Origin of the sequence: Rhodococcus sp. UNC363MFTsu5.1, assembly GCF_000686785.1 — a bacterium.
GTDB lineage: Bacteria > Actinomycetota > Actinomycetes > Mycobacteriales > Mycobacteriaceae > Rhodococcus_G > Rhodococcus_G maanshanensis.
In genome coordinates, this window is record NZ_JMLO01000036.1 from 1 (window position 1) to 24,414 (window position 24,414).

The following is a 24,414-nucleotide window of genomic DNA, read 5'->3' on the forward strand; positions in this document are numbered from 1 at the left end:
CCGCGAGATCCCGTGCGTGGAGGAGTTGTTGGTGCCCTTGTCGTTGGTGGCGCCGTTGAACGGCCCGGCCTCGCCTTCCTTGGTGATGCCGGTGACATCGGCGGTGACCGTGCCCGAGACCCACGCCGTGCGGCCGGCACCGTTGGCGGCCAGCGACGGGGAGATCAGGGCGCTCTCGCCGGTGCGGGAGACGACCGCTCCCGGTCCGGCCTTCTGCCCGTCGGGCAGCGGCACGAAGGTGTCGGCGTGGGCCGCACCGGTGGACATCAGGCCGATCGCCATCGCCGCGGCGGCGCCTGCGCCTGCGATGCGGGCGCCACGGCGCGGACCAGAGTTGTTGGTGTTCATGGATTTTCCTTTTGGTGAGGGCCGAGGACCGGCCGACGGGGGACTGGGTGGTGGCCAAACAGCGCTCCACGGTCGTGGACTCCGGGCGCCGCGCGGGGACAGCGACCCGTTAATGGTAACCGTTATCGATAAACATTGTGAAGTGCCCCTCGATCAATGTCGACGACATCGTCCGCGAGCGTGTTCACGATGGTGGCATCGTGGCTGATGACGAGCAGGGACAGGTCCTGGGTTCGGGTGAGGCTCTGCAGGATCTCGAGCACGCGCTGTTGTGCGACGGGGTCGAGACCGGTGGACATTTCGTCGCAGATCAGCATCGACGGTGCCGCGGCGATGGCGCGTGCGATGGCGGCGCGTTGCGCCTCGCCGCCTGAGAGCGCGGAGGGTCGTTCCCGCGTGATCTGCTCGTCGAGTCCCACCTGTTCCAGCGCGGTCCGGGCGGCCGCTGCCGCCTCCCTGCCGGTGGCGCCGCGGAGTCGGACGGGGCCGCGCAGGATCTGTTCCCACACGGTGCGGTAGGGGTCGAAGGCGGCTTTGGCGTCCTGGAACACGTATCCGATGGCGGCGGACTGCTCCCGCGTTCGCCGCCGCGTCGTGCCGGCCAGCGGTCGGCCGTCGAGGAAGACGCGGCCCGCGGTCGGCGGGTGCAGCCCGGCGAGGACCCGCGCCGCGGTGGTCTTACCGCAGCCGGACGGACCCACCACCGCCACGCATTCACCTGGCTTGATCGAGAGCGAGAAGTTCTGCAACACAGCGGTGTTGCGGAACCCTGCGGTGATGTTCTCCATGGTCACCCGGTCGGTGGTCGGCGCGATGATCCGCGCCGTGGTGCGGTCGGTGGTGTCCTTGCGCCCCGTTCGGGAGTGCGCCGCGACCAGTGCGCGGGTCTGCGTCTGCGTCGTCGTCAGCAGCATCCCGGTGGTACCGGTCTCGATGACCTGCCCGTGGGCCATGACGATCACGTGGCGGGCGACCGAGTGGACGGCCTCGAGGTCGTGGGTGAGGAGCACGACGGTCAGGCCCTGTTCCGACAGCCTGGTGATCTCTCGGAGGATGGCCGCCCTGTTGGCGGGGTCCTGCCCGGTGGTCGGTTCGTCCATGATCAGGCAGGTCGGGCTCGTCAGCAGGGTTTGCGCGATGACCAGGCGTTGCTGTTGACCGCCCGAGAGTTGATGGGGATAGCGGCGCAGCATCTTCGGGTCGCTCGGGAAGCCGGCCCGTGAGAGTGCGTCGGGTACGGACACCCGGTGTCCTGCGCGGTGGGCGGCGAGCTCGATGTCGCGGAGCACGGTGCCGATGCGTAGGGCGGGATTGAGGACCGTGGAGGGTTGTTGTGGCACATAGCCGAATCGCACTCCCTCGGCGTCGCGGCAGTCCATCGACAATGCCACCCCGGGTCGGTGCTCGCCCATCAGGGCCAACGCTGTGGTGGTCTTTCCGCTGCCGGAGCTGCCGATGATCGCGGTGACCGCGCCTGCGTGGATGTCGAGATCGACATTGTCGACGAGGACCCGTCCTGGGGCTCGCGCGCTGAGCCCGCGAACCCGGATGGCGCTACGCCGAGTGGTTTCGGCGACGGTTGCCGTCATTGTCTCGGTCATCTCGAACTCCTCGGGGAGAATTCTCGCGTCGCCGCGCGGGCGCCCGCGTCGAACAGCAGATTCACGCCCATCGCCAGCGCGATGATCGTCACTGCGGGCAACACGACCCCCCAGGGAACCAGCGCGATGCCGCTGCGGTTGCGGTCGATCATCACCGCCCAGTCGGTGCCGGTGGAGTCCGCGGTCAGACCGAGGAAGCTCGCGGAGGCGACCAGGTAGATGGCGCCGACGAACCGCAGTCCGGCGTCGGCGGCGACAACCGGGAGCAGTGCGCGCCCCAGATAGCCGAGGTTTCGGCGCCACCAGGTTTCACACTGGAGGCGCAGCGCTTCCATGGCAGGGGTGTGCGCGGCGTGCAGGGCCGATGCCCGTATCAGGCGCGCCGAGTCCGGGAACTGCAGCACCGCCACCGTCGCTGCCAATACGAATGGGTTGGCCTCAGTGAGGGCGACCACCAGCAGGAGCAGCAGCATCGAGGGCAGTGAGAGCAGCAGATCCAGCGGCCGCATCAACGACTCGTCGATCACCCGGCGCCGTGATGTTGCGGCCGTGACCCCCCACGGCACCGCGATCAGGTACGTCAGCAGGACCGCTGCTGTGGCCACCAGCACCAGCGAGCGGCCACCGAGAAGCAGTTGCGTCAGTACGTCGCGGCCCTCGGAATCGGTGCCGGCGAGCCAGTTCTCGCCCTGAGTGAAGGCGGGACCGCGGGCACCCTGCTCGGCTATCAGCGGACCGAGCAGCGCGACGAGGAGCGGCACGGCGGTGAGCACCGCGCCGAGCAGGAAACGTGGGCGTGTGCTCATGCGGCCTCGCCCGCCGTGGGATTGAGCCGGTACGCCATGATGTCCGCGATCGTGTTCACCATGACGGTGATCAGGCCGAACAGCGCGACCAGACCCATCAGCAGCGGGATGTCGCGGCTACGGATGGCGTCGACCAGGACTTGTCCGAGTCCGCCGATGGCGAACACCGCTTCGATGACGACGACCCCGCCGAGCAGCCAGTCGGCTACCCGGGCGAGATGCTGGATCGCCGGGGTGAGCGACCCGGGAAGGGCGTGCCGCCACACCACTCGACGCTCCGGCACACCCAAGCGCAGCGTGTGCCGGACGTGCTCGGAGTCGAGTGTGGTGATCATCGACGCGCGTACCAACCGCGACAGCGAGCACACCGGGCGGATCACCAGCACCGCCACCGGCAACACCCAGAGTTCCGGCTGCAGCAGAAGTGACCCGCTGGCGCCGACCGCCGTGGGGGCGAACAATCCCAGCCCCACCGCGAACACAGCGACCAGGATGATCGCGAGGGCGAACTCGGGTGCCGCGTAGAGGGCCACGGCCATCCCCGAGATCGCCCGGTCGATCGGCTCGCCCCGCCGCACCGCGGCGGCGACGCCCAATCCGACCGCCAGCGGAACAAGCGCCGCCAGCGCGAGTGCCGCCAGCGTGAGAGTGGGCGCCAGCGCAGAGGACAGCAGGTCGGTCACCGGGCGGCCGGAGAGCGCGGACGTGCCCAGATCGCCGCATAGCAGCCCGCTCAGCCAGTCGCCGAACTGGGTGAGCAACGGGCGATCGAGCCCGAGGGAGGTGCGCAGCTGCGCAATTCGCTCCGGGTCGGCATCGTCCGCAGCGATCACCACCGCCGCGTCCCCTGGCAGCACCGAGGCCACCGCGAAGACGATGCCGAGCACACCCAGCACCTGAGCCACCCCGAGCGCGACTCGCCCGCAGGCGTACCGGGCGAGGATCAAGCCAGCCACGCCTTGTCGAAACGGGCGTACCCCAGGGTGTTGGTGGGAGCGCTCTGCGCCATCCCTGCCAGCTTCGGCGCGAGTCCGTGCAGGCTGTCGGAGAATCCCCACACCAGCAGGCCGCCCTCGCTGTACAGCTGTGACTGCATCTGCTGGTACGCGCGGGCGCGTACCCCGTCGTCCGTGCTCTGGCTGGCGGTGGCGAACAGCGCGTCGAAATCCGGTCGCCGCCACTGGGTGTAGTTCTTCGACGAGGTCGACAGCATCCGCTGCGCCGTATGCGATTCGATGGGCATGGCACCGGAGCGGAAGCTCGACAGCACCCCCTCGTCGAGGGTTCGTGTCCAGTAGGTCGACCCTTCACCGATCTTCACGTCGACCTTCAGTCCGGCGCGGCCGGCCTGCTCGGCGAAGATGTTCGCCGCCTCGACGAATCCGTTGGTGGCACCGGTGGTCTGCAACTCCACGGCCAGATTCTGCGCGCCGGCCTTACGGATCAGCGCCTTCGCCTCGTCCAGATCGACCCGGCGCTGCGGCAGATCACCGGCGTAGTACTTGGTGTCCTTGCCGAACAGGTCGTTGCCGACCACCCCCGAGCTGCCGAGCACGGTGGACACCAGCTCGTCGCGGTCGACCAGTGCGAACATCGCCCGGCGCAGGTCCAGGTTGTCGAACGGGGGGCGGTCCACCTTCATCGCGAAACCCGACATCGCGCTGCGCGGCGAGCGCAGGATCTGCACCCTCGCATCGGTTTCGTAGGTGCGCGCCGACGTCACACTCAGATCGTCGGCGTACTCCACCTGACCGCCGAGCAGGGCGTTGACCCGGGCCGTCTCGTCCGGGGCGGTGAGGATTTCGAGCTGATCGATGTGCGGGGCACCGTCCCAGTAGTCACCGAACCGTGCGGCGACGAAGGACCGGCCCGGCTCGAACGAGACGAAGGTGAACGGCCCGGACCCGATCGGGTGGCTGAAGTCGGTGGTTCCCTCGGGAATGATGTAGGCGCCGAAGGCCGCCAGCACGTTCGCCAGGTCTCCGCAGGGCCGGGAACACACGAATTCGATGGTGCGGTCGTCGATTTGACGGGACCGGGCGATGTCGATCACCTCGAGGGAGGCCCGCGGGCGCAAGGCGTTCTTCGGATCGACGATGCGCTGGTAGGAGTACAGCACGTCCGCGGCCCTCACCGGCCTGCCGTCGTGGAACACCGCCGGGCGCAGCTCCACCGTCCAGGCGGTGGCGTCTCCGTTGGGTCGCCAGGCGGTGGCGAGCCGCGGCACCGGCCCGAGATCGTCGCCGTATTCGACGAGCTTGTCGAATACGGCGTTCGAGCGGGCGACGTCGGCGTATAGGTTGGCCTTGTGCGGGTCGAGTACCTCCTGTGCGCCGCCGCCGGCGAACACCGCGCGCAGCCGGCCGCCGTCTCGCGGAGCGGCCGTGGCGGTTGCGGTGGCGGAGGTTGCGGTCTCGCCCGAGCTGCAGGCACCGAGCAGCACGGCTCCGGTGGCGGCGGCGCCGAGGCCGAGGAAGGACCGTCGTGTCAGGGCCGGCAGTGGGGACTGGATCGATCGGTGGAGCGGATTCATCGGGGTTTCTCCTTGAGAGGTAAGGGCGCGCAACTGGTGGGCGCTGGTCAGATCGCCTGGGCAACGACGTGCAGTCGGTCCCCGGACATCGGGCTCTCGCCGAGGTCGGCGAGGGCGGCTCGTCCGGTGCCGGTTGGCCAGCCGTCGTCGGTGCGGGGGCCAGGGGTGTCGAACATCGCCCGCACCGCGAAGCCGGCGCGGCGCAGGTGGCCGGTCAGCTCCAGCGGGAACAGGAGCCGCCACGCGGAGGTCTGGACGAGTTCGTCGGTGGTGTCGGGGAGGCGCCAGCGACGGCGGCGGCGCAGCAATTGGGCGGCGTGGTCGATCGAGAGGGCGGTCTCCGCCCGCCAGGTGCTGCCCTGCCATTGAAAGGACGAGTGGGAGAGGCCGTCGAGCAGTTCTGTGTTGCCGAGGAAGAAGGCGCCGTTGCGCATCTCCGCGATCAGCAGGCCTCCGGGACGTAGATGGGCGCGGGTGCAGCGCAGGCACGATTCCAGCTCGGTGTCGGTGTGGCAGTACAGCAGTGAGCTGTCCAGACAGATGACCGCGTCGAACCGCTGGCCGATCTCGAAGTCCCGCAGGTCGCCCACCGCCGCGCTCACGCCTGGATAGCGTTGCTGTGCGTAGTCGACCATCGCGGGGGACTGGTCGAGTCCGTGGCAGCGGTACCCGAGTTGGGCCAGGTAGCCCAGGTCGCGGCCCGTCCCGCACCCGAGGTCCAGCACCGCGGCGGGCCCGGTCCGCGAGCCCGCGGTCGCGTCCGGAAGGTGCGCCTGGAGGACATCGTCGATGAACCTGCCGGCGGTGTGGTCGGGGTCGGGAAACCGCGCCTCGTACAGTGCGGGGTTGTCGGTCAGCAGGTTCCGGGACTCGGCAGTCGTCATGCCTTCACCCCGGCGGGATCGGCGAGCAGGCCCCGGCGCTGCAGCAACCAGATGCCGGCCGCGGAGCCCACGGCGAGTGCGATGCACACCACGGCGCCGGGCCACCCGTTGCCCAGCTCGATGCCGTAGCCGATCAAGGCGTTGCCCCCTGCCGCCGCGATGCCGGACACCAGGTAGAACATCCCGAACAGGGTGCCCGACATACGGGAATCTCCATACGCCGGAATCAGTTCCATCACAAATGGCTGGGCGATCATGATCCCGGACTCGAGGATCAGGGCCGAGACCACCAGCGGCGCCATCGCGAGCGCCACCTGTCCGGCGGTGTGCCCGGGTTCGGTCCACAGGACGGGCAGCAGCAGTGCGAACGCGCCACCCATCAGGGCCAACCCTGTGGTGATCGCGGCGCCGCGACTGGTACGGGCATCGAACCAGCGGGTCAGCCGCACTTGGAACAGCAGGCTGAAGATGGTGGTGCTCAGGAAGAGGACCGCGACCGCACCCGGCCAGCCGGTGATCCGCCCGGCCAGCGCCGGGTACACCAGATACATCTGGGTCTGCAGGACGAACATGCCGAGCATGGCGACGGTGAACAACACGAATCGGCGGTTGGCCAGCACCACCCCCCAGCCGCGGAGCACCGTCGTCGTGGAGGGTTCGACGGCGTGGGCGGGCAGGAACCGCAGTTGCGCCAGGGTGAGGGCGGCGAAGACCGCCGCCGCTGCGATGGCGACGGTGCGGAAATCCACCGCGAGCAGGGCGCTGCCGATCAGTGGCCCGGACAGTGCACCCGCCTGCGCGAAGACGTTGAACATCGCGAACGCTTCCGCGCGCCGCGTCGGTTCGGCGACCGCGATGTAGGAGCGGACCGCCGGATTGAACAGTGCCCCCGCCAGTCCCGAGAGGGCGGACGCGAGCAGCAGCAGCGGCACGCTGGTGCCGAAGGCGAAGACCGCGAAGCCCACCGATCGCAGCGCGCAGCCCGCGATGATGACCCGATGGGGTCCCAGCCGATCGGCGGCGGTGCCGCCGATCAGGAACAGTCCCTGTTGGCTGAGGGTGCGGACGCCGAGGACGAGGCCGGTGACCGTGAGGGTCAGGCCGAGGTTTCCGGTCAGATGCATCGACAGGTAGGGCACCAGCATGTAGAAGCCGGTGTTGACCCCGCACTGGTTGAGCACGAGCAGTTGGACGGACCGCGGGAAGCTGCGGAGCAGGGCAAGTGTCCCCGGGCCCGAGGGAGTCTCGGTCACCGATCGCCTCCTGCGCGGGGGTGCACGCCGAGGCCGATGGCGTCTCTTGGGCGCAACACCCCGTCCTCACCGCCCAGCCCGGTCCACGGATCCCATGCGAGCAGCAGGTGCCCGTCCAGGTCGCACCACCGCGCCAGCGAGGCCAGATGCACAGCGGGAGCGATACCAAGCGAGCTGCTCACCAGGCAGCCGAGCATGACGTCCATCCCGCGTTCGCGGGCCGCGGTGGCGATCTCGTGGGCGTGATAGACGCCGCCGCACTTCGAGAGTTTGACGTTCACGGCATCCGCGAGGCCGGCGAGCGCGTCCAGGTCGGCCAGCGTGTGGATGGCTTCGTCCGCGATCACCGGAATGTCCGTGCGGCTGCGCAACTCCCGGGTTCCGTCGCGGTCACAGGTCGCCAGCGGTTGTTCGAGCGCCACCAACGGCAGTCCTCTGGTCTCGTGGAGTACCCGCAGCGCGGTCGCGGCGGTCCAGGACTCGTTCGGATCGACGATCAGATCAGCCCCTGGAGCGGCTTCGGTCACCGCCGCCAGCCGCCTGACCGAATCGGCCGTGTCGGCGTCCGTCTTGACCTTGAGCAACCGGATTCCGCTTTCGGCCAGGCCGGTGGCCACGGCGGCCATCTCGTGGGGTGACCCGATGCCGACGGTGCGGGAGATGGGAACCTCGGTCGGCAGCGGCAGTCCGAGATGCGCCGCGACCGACATCTCGGCCGTACGAGCGCGGTGCTCGGCAATCGCGGACCACAGTGCGGCAGCGACCGCGGGATGCACATCCGCGAGAGCCGACTCCGGGCCGGTGTCCACGTCCGCGCACCGGTCACGGACCATCCGCAGCTGTGCCTCGATTCGGTCGCGGTCCAGTTCGGCGTACACCGAGGTGACGACCTCGCCACGGCCGACGACGTCGGAGTCTGTGTCGGTCACGGTCACCGTGACCGCCTCGCGCGCGGACATCACGCCGCGGCTGATCCGGAACGGGCGAGTCAACCGGAGGGTGTGCGTATTCCAGGTCAGTTTCATCTCGCTGTCGCCTCCGTCCTGGCAGTGACGCTTCCGATCGGCGAGCGCACCGATTCACACCGGGTCCAGCACCCGGTGGGGTCTTCGCAGTCGTCGATTTCGTGCGGCTGCGTGTGCGGCGGCTCGAGTAGGCCTCTGCGGTGGCACCAGTCGTCGTCGAAGATGGTGCGCAGGTAACGATCCGGGCCGTCCGGGAAGATCGTGATCACGCTGCCCGGCCACCGGGCGGCCGCCCAGCCGGCGACGGTCGCGGCCGCACCGGTCGACCACCCGCCGGTGTGGAACCCGCCGCGTGCCAAACCGCGGCAGGCGTGGACGGCCTCGTTCGGGCCGACCCAGTGGACCTCGTCGAACAGGTCGTAGCGGACATTGCGTGGGTGCATGCTGCTGCCCAGTCCACGCATGACGCGGGCGGTGGCGGGTTGACCGAAGATTCTCGATCCGAGTGCATCTACGCCGATGATTCGCAGGTCCGGCCACAGTTGTCGCAGCCGGTGCCCGATTCCGCTGCTGTGACCTCCCGTTCCCACGCTGCACACCAGCACCTCGGCCCGCTCGATGCCCGCGGCGGCGAATCCGCTGACGATCTCATCGGCGAGGGCGTGATAACCCGCGGCGTTGTCCGGATTGTCGTATTGGTTGGGCCAATACGCGTCGTCGCCCGCCAGGATGCGGTGCAGGGCGTCGAGTCGGGCCTGCTGCCACCCACCCTCGGGATGGGGTTCATCCACGACCACCAAGGTGGCCCCCAAGGCCCGCAACAGATTCCGCATCGCCGGCTCGAGTTCGCTGTCCACCACCAGCGTTATCGGGTGCCCCAGTGCTTGGGCAACGTATGCCAGGCCCACGCCCAACGTGCCGCTGGTGGATTCGACGATCCGGGCGCCGTCGCGCAGCTCTCCACGCCGGCGTGCGCCTGCCAGCATCGACTGCGCTGAGCGCGCCTTGAGTCCGCCGATCCCCAGTGACTCGATCTTCGCGAAGTAGCCGGGATGGGGCTGCGGCACCGGGGTGGTGATGCGCACGAGCGGGCTGTGTCCGACACGCTCGAGCGGTTCGAAGACGGTCATCGCGGACACGCCGCCCGGTACAGATAGATCGCGCTGGTGTCGCCGGTCAGCCAGAAGAACGGGTACGGCTCTGCCGAGAGGGCATCGACGCCGCGCCCGAGCAGCTCCCGGGCCACCGCGGCCCCGCTCTGCGCAAACAGCGTGACCGGCACTGGTCGTCCGCTCGCCGCCACCAGTTCGAGCAGCGGGTCGAGGGTGCCGTTGCCGAGCATCATTCCGCTGGCCAGCACCGCATCAGAGCCGTCGAGTCCATCGGCGAAGTCGGTGACGATCGGCTCACCCCACTCGGTGGTACCGCCCTGCAGGTCGCACGGCACGTACCGCAGGCCGCGCTCACGCAGGCACACGAGCAAGGAGTTGACCACCCCGATCACCAGCACCCGGCCGCCAGGAGGTGTGTCGATCAGCCCCGTCACTGCCCTGGCCCGGGTCAGTGAGCGCTGCAGTGAATCGCCGGCGTCCACCTGGACGGCTACTGCGCGGGCATCGAACGGGTGCGGGCGCAGGTGCGCGAGGTAGGCGTCGAGCGCGGCGACCCGAACGGCCAGCTCGTCGTGGTGCAGTAGCTCGATGACCGGCCTTCCCGCGCAAGCGTGGACCACTTCTGGGTCGATCGATCCGGGCTCGACGGCACACGATCCCGTCGTCGTGCCCACCCGCAGGCTGATCACGTGATTGTGGTAGCCGCCGCTACGCCCGTTGTGCCGCACGCATTGTGAGGTGGTGAATGCCACCGAGACCGTGTCGTCGACCGGGGGCATCAGGTCGGGATCGCTGCGGTAGCGGTCGAGGAGCGCGGTGACGGGCCCCGACTTCGCGGTACCGATCTGTGCGGTGGTGGTCACGGGGTGAACTCCTTGCCGTAGGTGAGGGAGATCGACGCCAGCAGGTCCTCCGCGAGGGGCCGGGCACCGGCCCGATCGGGCGAGACGGTGATCACGGAACCCAGGTAGCTGTTGTTGTCCACTCCCACAGTCGTTTTGTGCCCCGCGGCCTTGAACGACGAGGACACCACCGCTGGGTGATCGGCGAACGCCGCCGTGCCGTCAATGCTGGTGAGGATGCCCTCCTCGGTTGGTACCAACATGCACACCGCCGCACTCTGTGGCCGCTGGGTGGCCTGCCGGGCCGGTGGGGACGCCAGGTGGTGGGGTGTGTGGCCCAGCGCGAGCTCGACCGCGACTGTCGGCAAGTCGATGCCGGTGACGTGCCTGATCAATTCGGTGATCTGGTTGCCGGCCGGCCGAGGGTTGATCTCGATGATGCGCGGTCCGGCCGCGGTGAGCCGCAGTTCGGTGTGCACCACGCCGTGATCGAGCCCGACCGCGCAGAGCGCGGTCTCCGCGGTCGCCACCAACTGGGCGCGCACTGTCTCCTCGACGGCGGCGGGGAACATGTGCCCGGTCTCCACGAAACCTGTTGCGCCGCCGAGGCTCTTGTCGGTCACCCCGACCGTGTGGATCGCGCCGTGTCGAATCCAGCTCTCGACGCTGAACTCAGGTCCATCGAGGAACTCTTCGAGCAACACCGCGGGATCCCGTCGTTGTCCGCGCGCATTGACGGCGAATCGACGCAGGTCCCGGGCTGCGGTTTCGAGCGCGGCCCAATCGTCGGCGCGCTGCACGAACATTCCGGCGCACAAGTCCGTTGGCTTGACCACCAGTGGGAAGCCCACGATCTCTGCCGCTTCGCGAAGTCGGGTCGCGTCATCGGCCGGCGCGGTCGCGTGGCGCGGTCCGGGTAGGCCGACGCGGTCCAACGCCGCTCGGGTCAGCGCCTTGTTGCAGGCGGACTCGACCGCTTCCGGGGTAGGGCCGGGAAGCCCAAGGGCATCGGCGATCCTCGCTGCGGTCGGGAGGTAGTAGTCGCAGCTCGTGAGGACTCCATGGATCGGGTTGTCGGCGTGGATTCGTCGCGCGGCGTCGAGTGCGGCGGCCGGGTCGTTGGTCTCGGCGGTGATTACGGCGCGGCCGAGTCGAAGCGGATGCGGTGAGCCGTCGGGCGTGCGCTGTGGGTAGTGCTCAGGGTTCCTGGTCAAGAACGTGAACTCGGCACCGAGTTCGTTTACCGCCCTTGGCATCAGCGTTCCCATCGCACCGACCCAGCTCTCCACTAGCAGTAGGTGTGGCACCCGTGACTCCCCGTCTTTCCTCGGATTCAGAACGCGAACAGTAATGAGAATCGTTATCAATATCAAGAGCTGGATCAAACCTGCTCGCGCCGAGTTGCCCTCTCCTTGGCAAATCCGGTTCTCGGGCGCGTCCTCCGGGTGGCCTGTGCGGCCATCTGGCGTTGTGAAGTCCTGGACGGATGGTGTGCGGGTGCGCGCGCTCGAAGCGTGGGGCGAGTGCGCGGACGTCGTCGCCGACTGGGGTGGTCGCGCCACCGGGTCGCTAATTGACAACGAAAGTCATGTCAATCGGCGGGATCGAAGTGTTTAACTTCTGAGTCGGAGCGCTCTATGGTTTCATCGCACACGGCGAACCCACACCCTCCCGGAGCGCCCACGTTCGGGACGGTATTGGATCGCAACAGGCAGAGAGAACGGCTCGGGACCGCGGCTGCCAGTGGGTACTGATGGTCCACACCGGTCGGATCGGAGACCCGCGCCGCGGAGGTGCAGCTCGAGATTCGAGGTCGGATTCCGCCGGCTCGCCAACTCGATAGGCATGCGGCCATTTCCCCATACGGGCCGGTTGCCCGCTCGGCGCAAACTGCATGTCCGTGGAGGGTCGTGGATCGACCCGCTGCTCGGTCAACCCAATGGCGATCGTCCGAGGCGATCTGCCACACGCCATAAGTCACACATCACGCTGATCGGGAGTGCACATCACATGACACAACACGGCGCGCACCTTCGCCGGCTCACCCAGGCGCTTTGCGCCGCGATGGCACTGATCGTCGGCGGCACCGGGATCGCGGCCTCGCAGGCCACCCCCGCGCCGGCCTCGCTCGGCGACAACCCGGTGTTCGGTTTGGTGAACGGCTGCTACGCGGTCAAGTCCGAGCAATCCGGCACGTTCGTGCGCCGCGACGGCGGCGGCTACCGGGTGGACGGCGCCGACCTTGCCGCGGCCGAGGGGTTCCGGATGCACGCCGCGCAGCTGGGCCGGTTCATGTTCTACGGCAAGGGTGGCGACATGCTCGCCCACGACGATAAGCGTGCAATCGTCGCGACGCGCGACGCGCTGCCGACCACCGACTGGACGCTGACGCACACCGACGGCACCTACGCGATCACCGCGACGGACAACGGCGGCCAGCTCACTGCCGACGGCACCGGCCTGGGGCTGACCGATCCGGGGACCAACCCCCTGGGAGGCCGGTTCAGGGTCGTTCCCACGTCGGGCTGCGCCGACTTCCCCGATGCCGAGGTGAACGCCACCGGCACGCCGCTGTCCGGCACCGGCCCGAACGGTGAGGTGCGCGGGTTCATCGACGCGCACGTCCACCTCAACTCCAACCTGTTCATCGGCGGCCAGGTGCACTGCGGCAAGCCCTTCGACCCGCAGGGCGTTTCGGTCGCGCTGCGTGACTGCCCCGACCAGGGTGCCAGCAAGACGTCGGCGCTGCTCGAGAGCATCCTCTCGGGCGGCTCACCCCTCGATGGGCGCGACACCACCGGCTGGCCGACCTTCAAGAATTGGCCCGCCCACGACTCGCTCACCCACGAGCAGACTTACTACAAGTGGATCGAACGGGCATGGCGCGGCGGACTCCGCATGTTCAACGACCTGCTGGTGAACAACCGGGTGCTCTGCGACCTGTACCCGTACAAGAATCGCTCCTGCAACGACATGGACACCATCAGGGCGCAGGCCAAGCAGGTGCACGAGATGCAGGACTACATCGACGCCCAGTACGGCGGCCCCGGCCGCGGCTGGTTCCGTATCGTCAGCAACCCAGCGGACGTTCGCAAGGTGATCGGCGAGGGCAAGCTGGCGGTGACGATCGGCATCGAGACCTCCGAGCCGTTCGGCTGCGGGCTCCGCGACGGCGTGCCGCAGTGCAACGAGGCCGACATCGATCGGGGCCTGGACGAGGTGTATGCCCTGGGCGTACGGCAGATGTACGTCACCCACAAGTTCGACAATGCGTTCGGTGGTACCCGGTTCGACGCCGGCACCACGGGCGTCGCCGTGAACGTGGGCAACTTCCTAGGCACCGGCAGGTTCTGGGAGGTCGAGCCGTGCAAGGGCCCCGAGCACGATCAGCCGCTGATTCCCGTCGCCGAGGGTTCGGCCGAGGTGCTCGCGGCGCTGCCGACCGGCAGCGCCATGCCGGTCTACCCGTCCGGGCCGATGTGCAACACCCGTGGCCTGACGAAGCTGGGCGAGCACATGGTCCGCGGCATGATGGCGCGCGGCATGATCGTCGACATCGACCACATGAGCGCCAAGACCGCCGAGGACGCCCTGCGCATCCTCGAGGAGGCCAAGTACTCCGGCGTGGTCTCCACCCACAGCTGGACCGACCCGCTGAACCACAAGCGGATCTACGCACTCGGTGGCTTCGTCGCCGGCTACGCGTCCGGACTGGGCGGTCACTCGGAGGACGGCGATGACCACGGGAACTTCATCGACGCCTGGCGGCAAGCCCGAGCCGACCGCAGCGACAAGTACTACTTCGGTTTCGGCTTCGGAGCCGACACCGGCGGGTTCGCGCCGCAGGCCCCGCCCCGCGAGGACGCCGACACCAAGCCGCTGCAGTATCCGTACAAGACCTTCGACGGCGGCACGACGATGGACCGCCAGCGCACCGGCGAACGGGTCTTCGATCTGAACAAGGACGGCGTCGCGCACTACGGACTGATCCCGGACTGGATCGCGGACATGCGGAACGCGGCAGGCGACGACGGTGACCAGATCATCGACGACATGAGCCGCGGCGCCGAGGCCTACCTGCAGATGTGGGAGCGGGTCGCCAAGTAGGCGACCCGAAGCCGCGGACTGCTCGCTCCATGCGAGTGAACGCGGCGATGAACCCCTCGGGTACGTGCAATGAACATCCGGCGATCTGCCCCCGTGGCGCGAGTTCCCGGCTCGCGGGGGTCGACCGGCGTCGATACAGTCCGGCCATGCACGTCTTGTTCGTCTGCAACGGCAACGTGTGCCGCTCGGCGATCGCCGAGCGCCTCGCGGTCGCCATTGCCGCGGAACTGGGACCGGCCGCGCCGGGTGCGAGGACGCTCAGCGCGGAGAGCGCGGGGACGAGGGCGCTGGTCGGGTTCCCGATGGAACCGGTCGCGGCCGAGGTGGTCCGCGGGCTCGGTGGCGATCCGTCGGGTTTCGTCGCCCGTCGGTTGCGGACCGAGCTGATCGAACGGGCCGACCTCGTGCTGGCGATGTCGGAGTCCGTGCGCGACGAGGTGGTGCGGCTGGTGCCGGAGGCCGCGCCTCGGACCTTCACGCTGCCGGAGGCGCACCGCATCGTGTGGCTGACCGGGGCCAGGACCGTCCGCGAGATGGCCGCGGGTCGCGACAACGTCCGGCCCGGTGGCGAGTCGATCAGCGATCCGGTGGGTTTGCGCCGAGAAGCGTTCGAGCGGGTGGGGGAGGAGATCGCGGAGGCACTGCTGCAGGTGATCCCCGCCCTGCACGCCGGCGGGTGGTCCGAGGTCGCGTGACGGGCGGGGTCGCCTGGCATCTGGTCACCCGGTGACGCGCTCCCTGGTGCTCGAGCCGTCGATCGGCAGGCCGGCGGACTCCCAGTCCGCGATGCCCTCCCGGTACTTGCGCACATTCGTGTACCCGAGCGCGCGCAGTCGGTCGGCCACGATCTCGCTGTTGCGGCACGAGATGTTCGCGCAGTAGGTCACGATTGCCGCGTCTCGGTCCGGAAGGACTTGCGGTGCCATCGATTCCACGTCGGCCTCGACGAGGTTCAGCGCGCCGCGGATGTGTGCCTTGTCGTAGTAATCGGCGGGGAGCGTGTCGAGGAGCACCACGGAGTCGGTGCGGAGCGCGGCGGCCAGTTCGTCGCGCGTGATCAGCTCGGTCATCGTGTCACCTTCCATCGGGTCGCCGCACTCATGTGCGTGCGTACGCACATTTAATATCAATGTGCGTACGCACGCAACTGATGGGGTGGATCCGGTTAGACTGCCCCGGTGGCAGCGACACGGAATTCCAGGAGGCGTCACCTGGAGACGAGCGCGTGGGGCGCGCTCCTGCAGGTCCATGCGCAGCTGGTTCCCGAGCTCGACGGTGACCTGAAGCGCACGACGGGCTTGCCGCTGGCCTGGTACGACGTGCTGCTCGAGCTCTCGGGAGCGGGCGACACCCCGCTGCGCATGAGCGATCTCGGGGAGCGTGTGGTGCTCAGTCGCACCCGGGTCAGCCGCCTGGTCGCCGAGATGGAGACCCACGGGCTCGTGCAGCGGGGCGCGAACCCCGACGATCGCCGGTCGGCCTTCGTGACGATCACCGATGCGGGCAGGCGCCGATACCGGGAGGCCGCGCCGATCTACTTGCGTGGCATCGCGGAGCGCTTCGCGGAGCGGCTGGCCGACGAGGAACTCGCCGCGATCACGGCGGCGTTGCAGAGGGTGCTCGAGCCGGCCGACGACGGCGGCGACCGGGCGGGATCCCGGCCGGCCTGACCGTCGGCGAGGTCCGAGCCGGCGGTCGCGGCGTCACCGGTGGACGCCGCGACCGCCGGTCCGGTCAGGCGCCGAAGCGCTCCTCGACCTCGGCGGCGGTGAGCCCGAACTCCTCGAGGGTGTACTTGTGTGCGGGCCGCCGGTCGCCGGACCGGCTCTCCTCGTGCATCGCCTCCATGGCCTGCTGTGCCTGTGTGGTCAGCGGGATGTCGAAGCGGGAGTAGATCCCCTCCACGATGCCGAGCGGGTCGGCGACGAAGTCCTGGTACTCGACGTCGATGAACTGGGCCGGATCGTGTTTGGCCCGTGCGGCGTTGAACTGCTCGAGGCCGCGTGCCCACAGCTCGAGCTGGCTGCGCCCGATCACCTCGCCCTTGAACTTGTTCGACCAGCCGTCGGTGGCCTGCTCGGCCAGGCTGCACACGGACGGGATGATCGTGGTAGGCGGCCGGTGGGTCTGGATGATCAGCGCGTCCGGATACACCGCGAGCAGTTCGTCGAGCGCGAACAGGTGGCTCGGGTTCTTCAGCACCCACCGGCGGTCCTGATCCGGCAGGCCGATCAACTGCAGGTTCTTCTTGTGTCGCGCATAGGCATTGGTCCAGTCCTGCCCCTCGAGCCACTTCGAGTAGGTCGGCAGGTTGGCCAGGCACTCGTAGGACACCGACTTGAAGGTCTGGCGCAGCAGCTGCCAGCACTCCTCGACCTCGCCCGCCGACATGTAGTGCACGCCCATGAACTCGGGGTGCTCGATGTGGTGCTTGCTGAACTGGGCCTCGATGCCCTGGAAGACCGGGTTCGACTCCCAGCTCTCGCGCGGCGGACGTGGCTGCGGCATCTCGGTCAGCCACATCTCCAGGCCCTGGTGGGCGGGATCGACGGTGAGCAGCCGGTGCAGCGCGGTGGTGCCGGTGCGAGGCAGTCCGGTCACGAAGATCGGCCGCTCGATCGGCACGTCGGCGTGCTCGGGGTGCTGCTTCCACGCAGCCTCGCTGAGCAGTCGCGCGACCAGGGCGCCGCGCAGGAAGACCCGAGAGATCTTGCTGCCGAACGGCGTCAGGTCCTCGTCGCTTGCGTAGGAGTCGAGCAGGACGCCGAGCGCCTCGGTGTAGTCGTCGGTGCCGAAATCGGTCATGCCGGTCATTCGGGTGGCGGAGGCGTGCAGGTCCTCGACGGTGCCGACGGTGGTGCGTTCAGTCATGTGGTGCCTTCTCTGTGTTGTCCGGTCGTTCCGCGGGCCGCACTCCTAGTGGTGGAACTCGCCGCAGTTGACATCGAGGCACTGGCCGGTGATGGCGCTGGCCATCGAGGAGGCCAGGAAGATCACCGCGTCGGCGATCTCCTCCGTCTCCGGCAGCCGCTTGAGGTCGGTGGCCGCCGCGGTGTGCTCGTAGATCTGCTCGACGGTGATCCCGAACTTCTTCGCCTGGTGCTCGAAGTACTGCTTGAGGGTGTCGCCCCAGATGTAGCCGGGCGCTACCGAGTTGATCCGGATTCCCTTGGGGCCCAGCTCGGTGGCGAGCGACTGCGACATCGCCAGGAGGGCGGCCTTGGCCATCTTGTAGCTGCCGTAGCGCTCCTGGGAGTGGCGCAGCACCATGGAGTTGATGTTCACCACCGCGCCCTTGCTCTCCTCGAGGGCGGGGGTGAACAGCTGGGTCAGCCGCAGCGCCCCGAGCACGGTCAGCTCGATGCTGTCGCGGATGTGCTGGTAGTCGGTGCGGGCGAGCGGCTTCATCGACGGAATCGAGAACGCGTTGTTCACCAGCACGTCCACCCGGCCGAAGGCCTCGACGCTGGCGGCGACCAGGTTCTCGGCCGAGGCTTGGTCGGTGATGTCGGTGGACACCGTCACCGCGCGCCTGCCGAGGTCGGTGACCTCCTTGGCGACCTCGTCGAGCCGGGACTGGGTGCGGGCGGCCAGCACCAGGTCGGCCCCGGCGGCTGCGGCCTGCAGCGCGAGGGTGCGGCCGAGTGCGGGTCCGACACCCGAGATCACAACGACTTTGTCCTGCAAGAGATTTGTCATGGTCGTACTACCCCAACATCCGGTCGGCGACGGCGGCCTGACGCGCCGCGATGCGGGCGGTCCAGTCCTCCGGCGTGATCTTGTTCTGTTCGTGGAAGGGAAGTTTCGCGGCCACCTCGTCGATGCCGACGACCTCGACGGTGGGGCCGTCGGCCGGGGTGAACTCCCGGGAGGTGCGCTGCCAGCGGAACTGCAGGATGCCCCGAGGGTGACCGACGGTCTCGATCCAGTTGGTGACGCCGGGATTGCGCTGCGAGACCACCATGCGGATCATGCCGTCCGGGTCCGCCTGGGCCTGGGTGTTGTTCAGTGAGGTCTGGTGCCCGGTGTAGTCGAGCGAGATGTACCACATGCTGCCGAGCTGGAAACCCTGGTACGGCGCATCGGATTTCGGGACGGTGATGATCATCGCCTGGTCGTCGGCGAGCTCGTAGTGCCCGACCGAGGAGAACTGCGTCGCCAGGCCGCCCGGCGTCAGCCGCGGCGAGGTCATCGTGTTCACCGGCAGCTTGAGGTAGAACCACTCGGGGAACTGCAGCCACGTCTTGACCCTGCTCACCAGGGCCTTGCCGGCGCGGGCGTACCGCTTGGCCGTCTCCTCGGGCGTCAGGGCGTCGAACGGGACGCCGCGGCGGTCCACCCGTTCGATCCGGACGGTGCCGCGTCGCTGGGACCAGTCGCTGTAGACCTCGCGCACCACCAGCTGCGACGCGCCCGGCGCGAGCGTGAAGTGGTTGCGACACCCGGCCGCATTCTCGGCCCAGGCGCCTCCCGCGGGCCCGAACCGGACCTCGAAGTGGCCGTCGGCGTCGATGTCGATGTCGCGGTCGTCGAACGCGGCGTCGCTGCCGGGAACGTTGGAGTCGGTGTAGTTGCCGCTGAGCACCTGGAAGCTGAGATCGCAGGTGGTCCCACGGGTTCCGGTGACGACGTACTCGGCATCGTCGTTGACCCGGGCGCCGAAGTACAAGGTGTCCGGGTTGTCGAGGCCCATCTTCATGTACGGGCCGGTGCCCTGGATGAAGGTGGGGTGCGTCTTCTCGGTGGCCCATGCGGCGTGCACGGTGGCCAGGATGCCGCCCGCGAGGTACTGGTATCCCTCGAGCAGGTCCTGTTCGGACCGGATGTGTGGGGCGGCCTCGACCAGCTTCTCGGCCTCGGCGATGGCCTCGGCCAGGGGTTCTGTCAGCACTCCCGCTCCTCGCGTTCAAGTGGTACAAATATGTACCTAGGTGGTAGACCGGTGATGGTCCGACAATAGAACGTGTTCTAAGGAGTGGTCAATGGCTGAAGAGCAGGACACCGTCGCCGGGCGCCGATCGCCCCCGACCGAGCGGGTGGTGCAGGTGCTCGACTACCTGGTGGCCCGCCAGGATCAGCGGTTCGGCCTTTCCGAGCTCGCCCGCGCACTCTCGATCAGCAAGCCGACCTGCCTCGGGATCCTCTCCGCGCTGGTCTCCGGCGGCTATCTCACCCGCGATCCGGCGTCGAAGACCTACGGGCTCGGCCCCGCGCTGATCGCGGCAGGGCGGGCGGCGCAGCGTGGCTTCGCGGTCGGCCCGATCGCGCGCACCCACCTCGACCGGCTCGCCGCCGAGTTCGGGTCGGTCTGCACGGCGTCCGCGGTGGTGGGCGACCGGATCATGATCCTCGAGGTGGCCACTCCGTCCGGCATGAAGGGCGGGCGGACCGCCGTCAAGGTGGGTCAGGCGTACCCGTTCGCGCCCCCGGTTGGTCTCATGTACGTGCTGTGGAGCGCCGACCACGACCTGGAGGCGTGGCTGCGTCGCGAACCGACGCTGCCGGTGGTGCTCGACCGCGACCTGTTGCGTGAGGTCGTCGAGGACTGCCGGGACGCGGGCTACCTCGTCGAGCGGTTGACCCCGATGGGGCGCAGGCTCTTCTCGCTCATGCAGGGCGTCGCCGGGCACGACCTGCCGTCCGAGATCCGCGAGCTGCTCGGCGAGATGGTCTCGAGCCTGGGGGAGCGGGTGTACCTGGGGCGTGAGTTGGCCGCCGACGCCGAGTATCCGGTGAGCCTGATCGCCGCGCCCGCCTACGACGCCGACGGGCATCAGTCGCTGGTCCTGACCCTGGACGTGGGCTCGTCGATCAGCGGCGCCGAGGTCGAACGCCGCGGGAAGGCCCTCGCCGCCGCGGCCGACGCGGTGACGGCGGAGGTGGGCGGGCGGTGGCCGGACCGGCGCGCAGATCCGGGTCCGTCGTCGATCGGCGGAGGGATTGACCCGATCTAGAACGCGTTCTATTGTCGGCTCAGACTTCAAATTCGAACCGCCCCGGTACAAAAATGTACCGATGGCTCGGACCCCGATCAGTCGAGGAGCCGCACATGACAACCCGACATGCCCCACCCGCCTACGAGCTGTCCCACCTGGGCGCGCTCGAGGCGGAGGCGGTGCACATCTTCCGTGAGGTGGCCGCCACCTTCGAGCGCCCCGTCCTGCTGTTCTCCGGAGGCAAGGACTCGGTGGTGATGCTGCACGTCGCCGCCAAGGCGTTCTGGCCCGCGCCGCTGCCGTTCGCGGTGATGCACGTGGACACCGGTCACAACTTCGACGAGGTGATCGAGTTCCGGGACCGCGTGGTCGAGGAGTTCGGCCTCCGCCTCGTGGTCGCGCGGGTGCAGGACGACATCGACGCGGGCCGCGTCGCCGAGGAGCAGGGGCCGCGGGCCAGCCGCAACCGGCTGCAGACCGCCGCGCTGTTGCGCGGCATCCGCGACAACGAGTTCGACGCGGTCTTCGGTGGGGCCCGCCGCGACGAGGAGAAGGCTCGTGCGAAGGAGCGGGTGTTCAGCTTCCGCGACGAGTTCGGGCAGTGGGATCCGCGCGCGCAACGACCCGAGCTGTGGAACCTCTACAACGGCAGGCACCGCAAGGGCGAGCACATCCGGGTGTTCCCGCTGTCGAACTGGACCGAACTCGACATCTGGCAGTACATCCTCGAGGAGGAGATCGAGCTGCCCGCCATCTATTACGCACACCGCCGCCAGGTGGTGCCGCGCGATGGGATGTTGCTGGCGCACACCAGGTTCCTGACGCTGCTCCCGGGCGAGGAGCCGTACGAGGAGCTCGTCCGGTTCCGGACCGTCGGCGACGCCACCTGCACCGGCTGCGTGGAGTCCTCGGCGGCCACAGCGGCCGCCGTCGTCACCGAGGTGGCGGCCAGTCGCATCACCGAGCGTGGGGCCACCCGCGCCGACGACCGGATCTCCGAGGCCGGGATGGAAGATCGCAAGAAGGAGGGGTACTTCTGATGTCGCAGTCCCACCACGCCCTGCAGCTGCTCCGCGTCGCCACCGCGGGCAGCGTCGACGACGGGAAGTCGACGCTGATCGGGCGGCTGCTCTACGACTCCAAGTCGATCTTCGAGGATCAGCTCGAGGCGGTCGAGCGCAGCAGCCGCGAACGCGGCGACGAGTACGCGAACCTCGCGTTGCTCACCGACGGGCTGCGCGCCGAGCGGGAACAGGGGATCACCATCGATGTCGCGCACCGGTACTTCGCCACCCCGCACCGCAAGTTCATCATCGCCGACACCCCGGGTCACGAGCAGTACACCCGCAACATGGTCACCGGGGCCTCCACTGCGGACCTCGCGCTGATCCTGGTCGACGCGCGCAAGGGCGTGCTGGAGCAGACCCGCAGGCATGCCTTCCTGTCCACCCTGCTCGGGATCCCGCACCTGGTGCTGTGCGTGAACAAGATGGACCTGGTGGACTGGTCGCAGGAGCGCTTCGAGGAGATCAAGGAGGAGTTCCGGCAGTTCGCGATCAAGCTCGACGTGCACGACCTGACGTTCATCCCGGTCTCCGCGCTCAAGGGCGACAACATCGTCACCAGGACCGAGAACATGCCCTGGTACGAGGGCTCGTCGCTGCTGCATCACCTCGAGGACGTGCACATCGCCTCGGACCGCAACCTCATCGACGCGCGGTTCCCGGTGCAGTACGTGATCCGGCCGCAGCGCCAGACCGACGCCGAGCTGCACGATTTCCGCGGCTACGCGGGCACCGTCGCCAGCGGCGTGTTCAAGCCGGGCGACGAGGTCGTCGCGCTGCCGTCGGGCTTCACCTCGACGATCGAGGCCATCTTCGGCCCAGGCGGCACGGTGATCGAGGAGGCGTTCGCGCCGTCCGCGGTGACCATCTCGCTCGCCGACAACCTGGACGTCAGCCGAGGCGACGTGCTCTGCCGGCCGAACAACCGCCCGCAGGTCGGCCAGGAGATCGACGCGATGGTGTGTTGGCTCACCGAGCAGTCCTCGCTCTCCGAGAACACCCGGTACACACTGCTGCACACCACCAAGTCGACCCGGGCCCAGGTGGTCCGGCTCGACTACCGGCTCGACGTCAACACCCTGCACCGGGACGAATCCGCGCAGTCGTTGTCGCTGAACGAGATCGGCCGGATCCAGCTCAAGACCCAGCAGCCGTTGCTGTTCGACCCGTACCGGCGCAGCCGGGTGACCGGCAGCTTCATCCTGGTCGACGAGTCCACCGGCAACACCGTCGCGGCAGGCATGATCCTCGGGCCGACGCTCAAGGAGTCGAAGGTCGTCTGGCACGCCGCGTCGGTCTCCAGGGCCGAGCGTGCCACCAAGGGCGCGACGGTGTGGCTGACCGGGCTGTCCGCGTCCGGGAAGTCCACGGTCGCCGTCGAACTCGAGCGACGACTGGTGGCCTCCGGCGTGCCCGCCTACCGGCTGGACGGGGACAATCTGCGGCACGGGCTCAATTCCGACCTCGGGTTCGGCGCCGCGGACCGGGCCGAGAACGTCCGACGCGTCGGTGAGGTCGCCCAACTGCTCGCCGACGCCGGGATGGTCGCGGTCGCCTCGCTGATCAGTCCCTACCGGGAGGACCGGGATCGGGTGCGGGCCCAGCACATCGCGGCAGGCCTGCCGTTCATCGAGGTGTTCATCGACACCCCCGTCGAGGTGTGCGAGGCCCGCGACCCGAAGGGCATGTACGCCAAGGCGAGGGCGGGTGAGATCACCGGCTTCACCGGCGTCGACGATCCGTACGAGGCGCCGACGAACGCCGAACTGGTGCTGCGACCCGAGGACGGCGATCCCGTCGCACAGGCCGCCACGATCATGGAGTATCTGAACCGATGACTACCGATGCCGCGCTCGCAGGCGAACTGGCCACCCGTGCGGGCGAACTCCTCCTGGAGCTGAGGAACCACGAGCTGGGCGAGACCCCGCTCGAGAAGACGCAGGCGCGTGAGCTCGGGCGCAGGGGCGACAAGGAGGCGAACACGCTGCTGCTGGGGCTGCTCGGGGAACAGCGTCCCGCCGACGCCGTGCTGTCCGAGGAGTCCGCGGATGACCGTGCCCGCCTCGACAATCCGCGGGTGTGGATCATCGACCCGCTTGACGGCTCGCGGGAGTACGGGTTGCCGGGACGTCCGGACTGGGCGGTGCACATCGCGCTGTGGGAACGCGGCGTTGGGATCACGGCGGCCGCCGTCGCCCAGCCCGCGCTTGGTGAGGTCTATGTGAGCGGGTCGGCCGGACCAGCGGATCCGGCCGGGCGGGAACGCCCGCGAATCCTGGTCAGCGACAGTCGCCCACCCGAGTTCATCGGGGCGCTGGCCGAGCGGATCGGCGCCGATGTCGCGCCGATGGGCTCGGCCGGTGCCAAGGCGATGGCGGTGCTGCGCGGCGAGGCCGATGCCTACGTGCACGCCGGCGGCCAGTGGGAGTGGGATTCGGCGGCGCCCGTCGGGGTGGCACAGGCCGCGGGCCTGCACTGCTCGCGGATCGACGGGACACCGCTGATCTACAACGAGGCGCACCCCTACCTGCCCGACCTCGTCATCTGCAGGCCAGAACTAGCCCGGCCGCTGCTCGACGGGATCGCCGAACTGACCGGCGCGCCCGCCGACAGCCCACGGGTGGCGATGGCGCGCGAGTACCTGGCCTCCCTGGTCAGCCACGACGCGAGCAAGGTACGGCTGTCGGCGGACTGCTTCCGGGTCGAGAACGGCCAGCGGACGGGCGATTCCGGGCCGGAGATCATCGCCGAGCTGGAGCACGGCGAGCAGTACAAGCCGATCACCGGAATCCGGGATCTCGAGTTCCGGGAGTGGGGTCCGAACGTGGTCGCGCGGTTCCTGCTCGACATGGGTGCGGGCGAGCACGTCATCAGCGTCGCCATCACCGAGCATTTCGCGGTGCCGGGCGGCGAGATCGAGTCGATCCTGGCGATCATCGAGCCGCACGCAGCGGCCGGGTGAC

22 protein-coding genes are annotated in these 24,414 nt (G+C 68.8%); 7 read left to right on the plus strand and 15 right to left on the minus strand.

The window, feature by feature from the left end:
- The 11 genes from BR31_RS0122715 to BR31_RS0122765 all read right to left on the minus strand — a co-directional run.
- Positions 1-348, minus strand: a 348-nt coding sequence (locus BR31_RS0122715; RefSeq protein ID WP_037177913.1) for an MspA family porin, incomplete at its 3' end; no start/stop codon positions are given.
- 122 nt (positions 349-470) lie between these two features.
- Positions 471-1,949 (minus strand): ABC transporter ATP-binding protein, encoded by a 1,479-nt coding sequence (locus BR31_RS0122720; RefSeq protein ID WP_037177901.1) that lies wholly within the window; start codon positions 1,947-1,949, stop codon positions 471-473.
- A complete protein-coding gene (locus BR31_RS0122725) occupies positions 1,946-2,755 on the minus strand; it encodes an ABC transporter permease (protein ID WP_027502991.1) in 810 nt (269 codons plus the stop codon). The genes BR31_RS0122720 and BR31_RS0122725 overlap by 4 nt, the downstream gene beginning before the upstream one ends.
- Positions 2,752-3,711, minus strand: coding sequence for an ABC transporter permease (locus BR31_RS0122730; RefSeq protein ID WP_231496675.1), 960 nt, complete (start codon positions 3,709-3,711; stop codon positions 2,752-2,754). The genes BR31_RS0122725 and BR31_RS0122730 overlap by 4 nt, the downstream gene beginning before the upstream one ends.
- A complete protein-coding gene (locus tag BR31_RS0122735) occupies positions 3,699-5,288 on the minus strand; it encodes an ABC transporter substrate-binding protein (RefSeq protein ID WP_027502993.1) in 1,590 nt (529 codons plus the stop codon). Before BR31_RS0122735 ends, BR31_RS0122730 begins: the two co-directional genes overlap by 13 nt.
- Before the next feature lie 47 nt (positions 5,289-5,335).
- Positions 5,336-6,172 (minus strand): class I SAM-dependent methyltransferase, encoded by an 837-nt coding sequence (locus tag BR31_RS0122740; RefSeq protein ID WP_027502994.1) that lies wholly within the window; start codon positions 6,170-6,172, stop codon positions 5,336-5,338.
- Positions 6,169-7,425, minus strand: a complete 1,257-nt coding sequence (locus BR31_RS0122745) for an MFS transporter (protein WP_027502995.1) — start codon at positions 7,423-7,425, stop codon at positions 6,169-6,171. Before BR31_RS0122745 ends, BR31_RS0122740 begins: the two co-directional genes overlap by 4 nt.
- Positions 7,422-8,450 carry a dipeptide epimerase gene (locus tag BR31_RS0122750; RefSeq protein ID WP_027502996.1) on the minus strand — a complete coding sequence of 343 codons (1,029 nt, stop codon included), beginning with the start codon at positions 8,448-8,450 and terminating at the stop codon, positions 7,422-7,424. Before BR31_RS0122750 ends, BR31_RS0122745 begins: the two co-directional genes overlap by 4 nt.
- The gene (locus BR31_RS0122755; protein WP_027502997.1) at positions 8,447-9,520 is read right to left on the minus strand and encodes a PLP-dependent cysteine synthase family protein; all 1,074 of its coding nucleotides are present in this window, start codon (positions 9,518-9,520) and stop codon (positions 8,447-8,449) included. Before BR31_RS0122755 ends, BR31_RS0122750 begins: the two co-directional genes overlap by 4 nt.
- Positions 9,517-10,365 (minus strand): hypothetical protein, encoded by an 849-nt coding sequence (locus BR31_RS0122760; protein ID WP_027502998.1) that lies wholly within the window; start codon positions 10,363-10,365, stop codon positions 9,517-9,519. The genes BR31_RS0122755 and BR31_RS0122760 overlap by 4 nt, the downstream gene beginning before the upstream one ends.
- The gene (locus tag BR31_RS0122765) at positions 10,362-11,600 is read right to left on the minus strand and encodes an ATP-grasp domain-containing protein (protein WP_231496676.1); all 1,239 of its coding nucleotides are present in this window, start codon (positions 11,598-11,600) and stop codon (positions 10,362-10,364) included. The genes BR31_RS0122760 and BR31_RS0122765 overlap by 4 nt, the downstream gene beginning before the upstream one ends.
- A gap of 754 nt (positions 11,601-12,354) precedes the next feature.
- On the opposite strand from BR31_RS0122765, the gene BR31_RS0122770 reads away from it, so the two are divergent.
- Both BR31_RS0122770 and BR31_RS29775 read left to right on the plus strand, forming a co-directional pair.
- On the plus strand, positions 12,355-14,451 hold the full coding sequence (locus BR31_RS0122770) for a membrane dipeptidase (protein ID WP_027503000.1): 2,097 nt from the start codon (positions 12,355-12,357) through the stop codon (positions 14,449-14,451).
- A 146-nt stretch (positions 14,452-14,597) separates the two neighbouring features.
- Entirely contained in the window at positions 14,598-15,146 is a 549-nt protein-coding gene (locus BR31_RS29775; protein ID WP_081830643.1) for an arsenate reductase/protein-tyrosine-phosphatase family protein, read from the plus strand.
- A 24-nt stretch (positions 15,147-15,170) separates the two neighbouring features.
- On the opposite strand, the gene BR31_RS0122780 is transcribed toward BR31_RS29775, so the two are convergent.
- A complete protein-coding gene (locus tag BR31_RS0122780) occupies positions 15,171-15,521 on the minus strand; it encodes a rhodanese-like domain-containing protein (RefSeq protein WP_027503001.1) in 351 nt (116 codons plus the stop codon).
- Between the two features lie 108 nt (positions 15,522-15,629).
- On the opposite strand from BR31_RS0122780, the gene BR31_RS29780 reads away from it, so the two are divergent.
- Positions 15,630-16,121, plus strand: a complete 492-nt coding sequence (locus BR31_RS29780) for a MarR family winged helix-turn-helix transcriptional regulator (protein ID WP_051637672.1) — start codon at positions 15,630-15,632, stop codon at positions 16,119-16,121.
- Positions 16,122-16,185: 64 nt separating this feature from the next.
- Here BR31_RS29780 and BR31_RS0122790 read toward each other — a convergent pair whose 3' ends face one another.
- The 3 genes from BR31_RS0122790 to BR31_RS0122800 are packed head-to-tail and all read right to left on the minus strand — an operon-like array spanning position 16,186 to position 19,342.
- Positions 16,186-17,322: a sulfotransferase family protein gene (locus tag BR31_RS0122790; RefSeq protein WP_027503002.1), complete on the minus strand. Its 1,137-nt coding sequence runs from the start codon at positions 17,320-17,322 to the stop codon at positions 16,186-16,188.
- 45 nt (positions 17,323-17,367) lie between these two features.
- Positions 17,368-18,150, minus strand: coding sequence for an SDR family oxidoreductase (locus tag BR31_RS0122795; protein WP_027503003.1), 783 nt, complete (start codon positions 18,148-18,150; stop codon positions 17,368-17,370).
- 7 nt (positions 18,151-18,157) lie between these two features.
- Positions 18,158-19,342, minus strand: coding sequence for a hypothetical protein (locus BR31_RS0122800; protein WP_027503004.1), 1,185 nt, complete (start codon positions 19,340-19,342; stop codon positions 18,158-18,160).
- A 91-nt stretch (positions 19,343-19,433) separates the two neighbouring features.
- Here BR31_RS0122800 and BR31_RS29785 point away from each other — a divergent pair, with 91 nt between their 5' ends.
- The 4 genes from BR31_RS29785 to BR31_RS0122820 all read left to right on the plus strand — a co-directional run bounded on the left by BR31_RS29785 (position 19,434) and on the right by BR31_RS0122820 (position 24,413).
- The gene (locus BR31_RS29785) at positions 19,434-20,405 is read left to right on the plus strand and encodes an IclR family transcriptional regulator (RefSeq protein WP_051637673.1); all 972 of its coding nucleotides are present in this window, start codon (positions 19,434-19,436) and stop codon (positions 20,403-20,405) included.
- Positions 20,406-20,500: 95 nt separating this feature from the next.
- Complete coding sequence (gene cysD, locus BR31_RS0122810) at positions 20,501-21,427, plus strand: sulfate adenylyltransferase subunit CysD (protein WP_027503005.1); 927 nt, start codon at positions 20,501-20,503, stop codon at positions 21,425-21,427.
- The gene (gene cysN, locus BR31_RS0122815; protein ID WP_027503006.1) at positions 21,427-23,289 is read left to right on the plus strand and encodes a sulfate adenylyltransferase subunit CysN; all 1,863 of its coding nucleotides are present in this window, start codon (positions 21,427-21,429) and stop codon (positions 23,287-23,289) included. Before cysD ends, cysN begins: the two co-directional genes overlap by 1 nt.
- Complete coding sequence (locus BR31_RS0122820; RefSeq protein WP_027503007.1) at positions 23,286-24,413, plus strand: 3'(2'),5'-bisphosphate nucleotidase CysQ; 1,128 nt, start codon at positions 23,286-23,288, stop codon at positions 24,411-24,413. The genes cysN and BR31_RS0122820 overlap by 4 nt, the downstream gene beginning before the upstream one ends.
- Position 24,414: the final 1 nt, after the last annotated feature.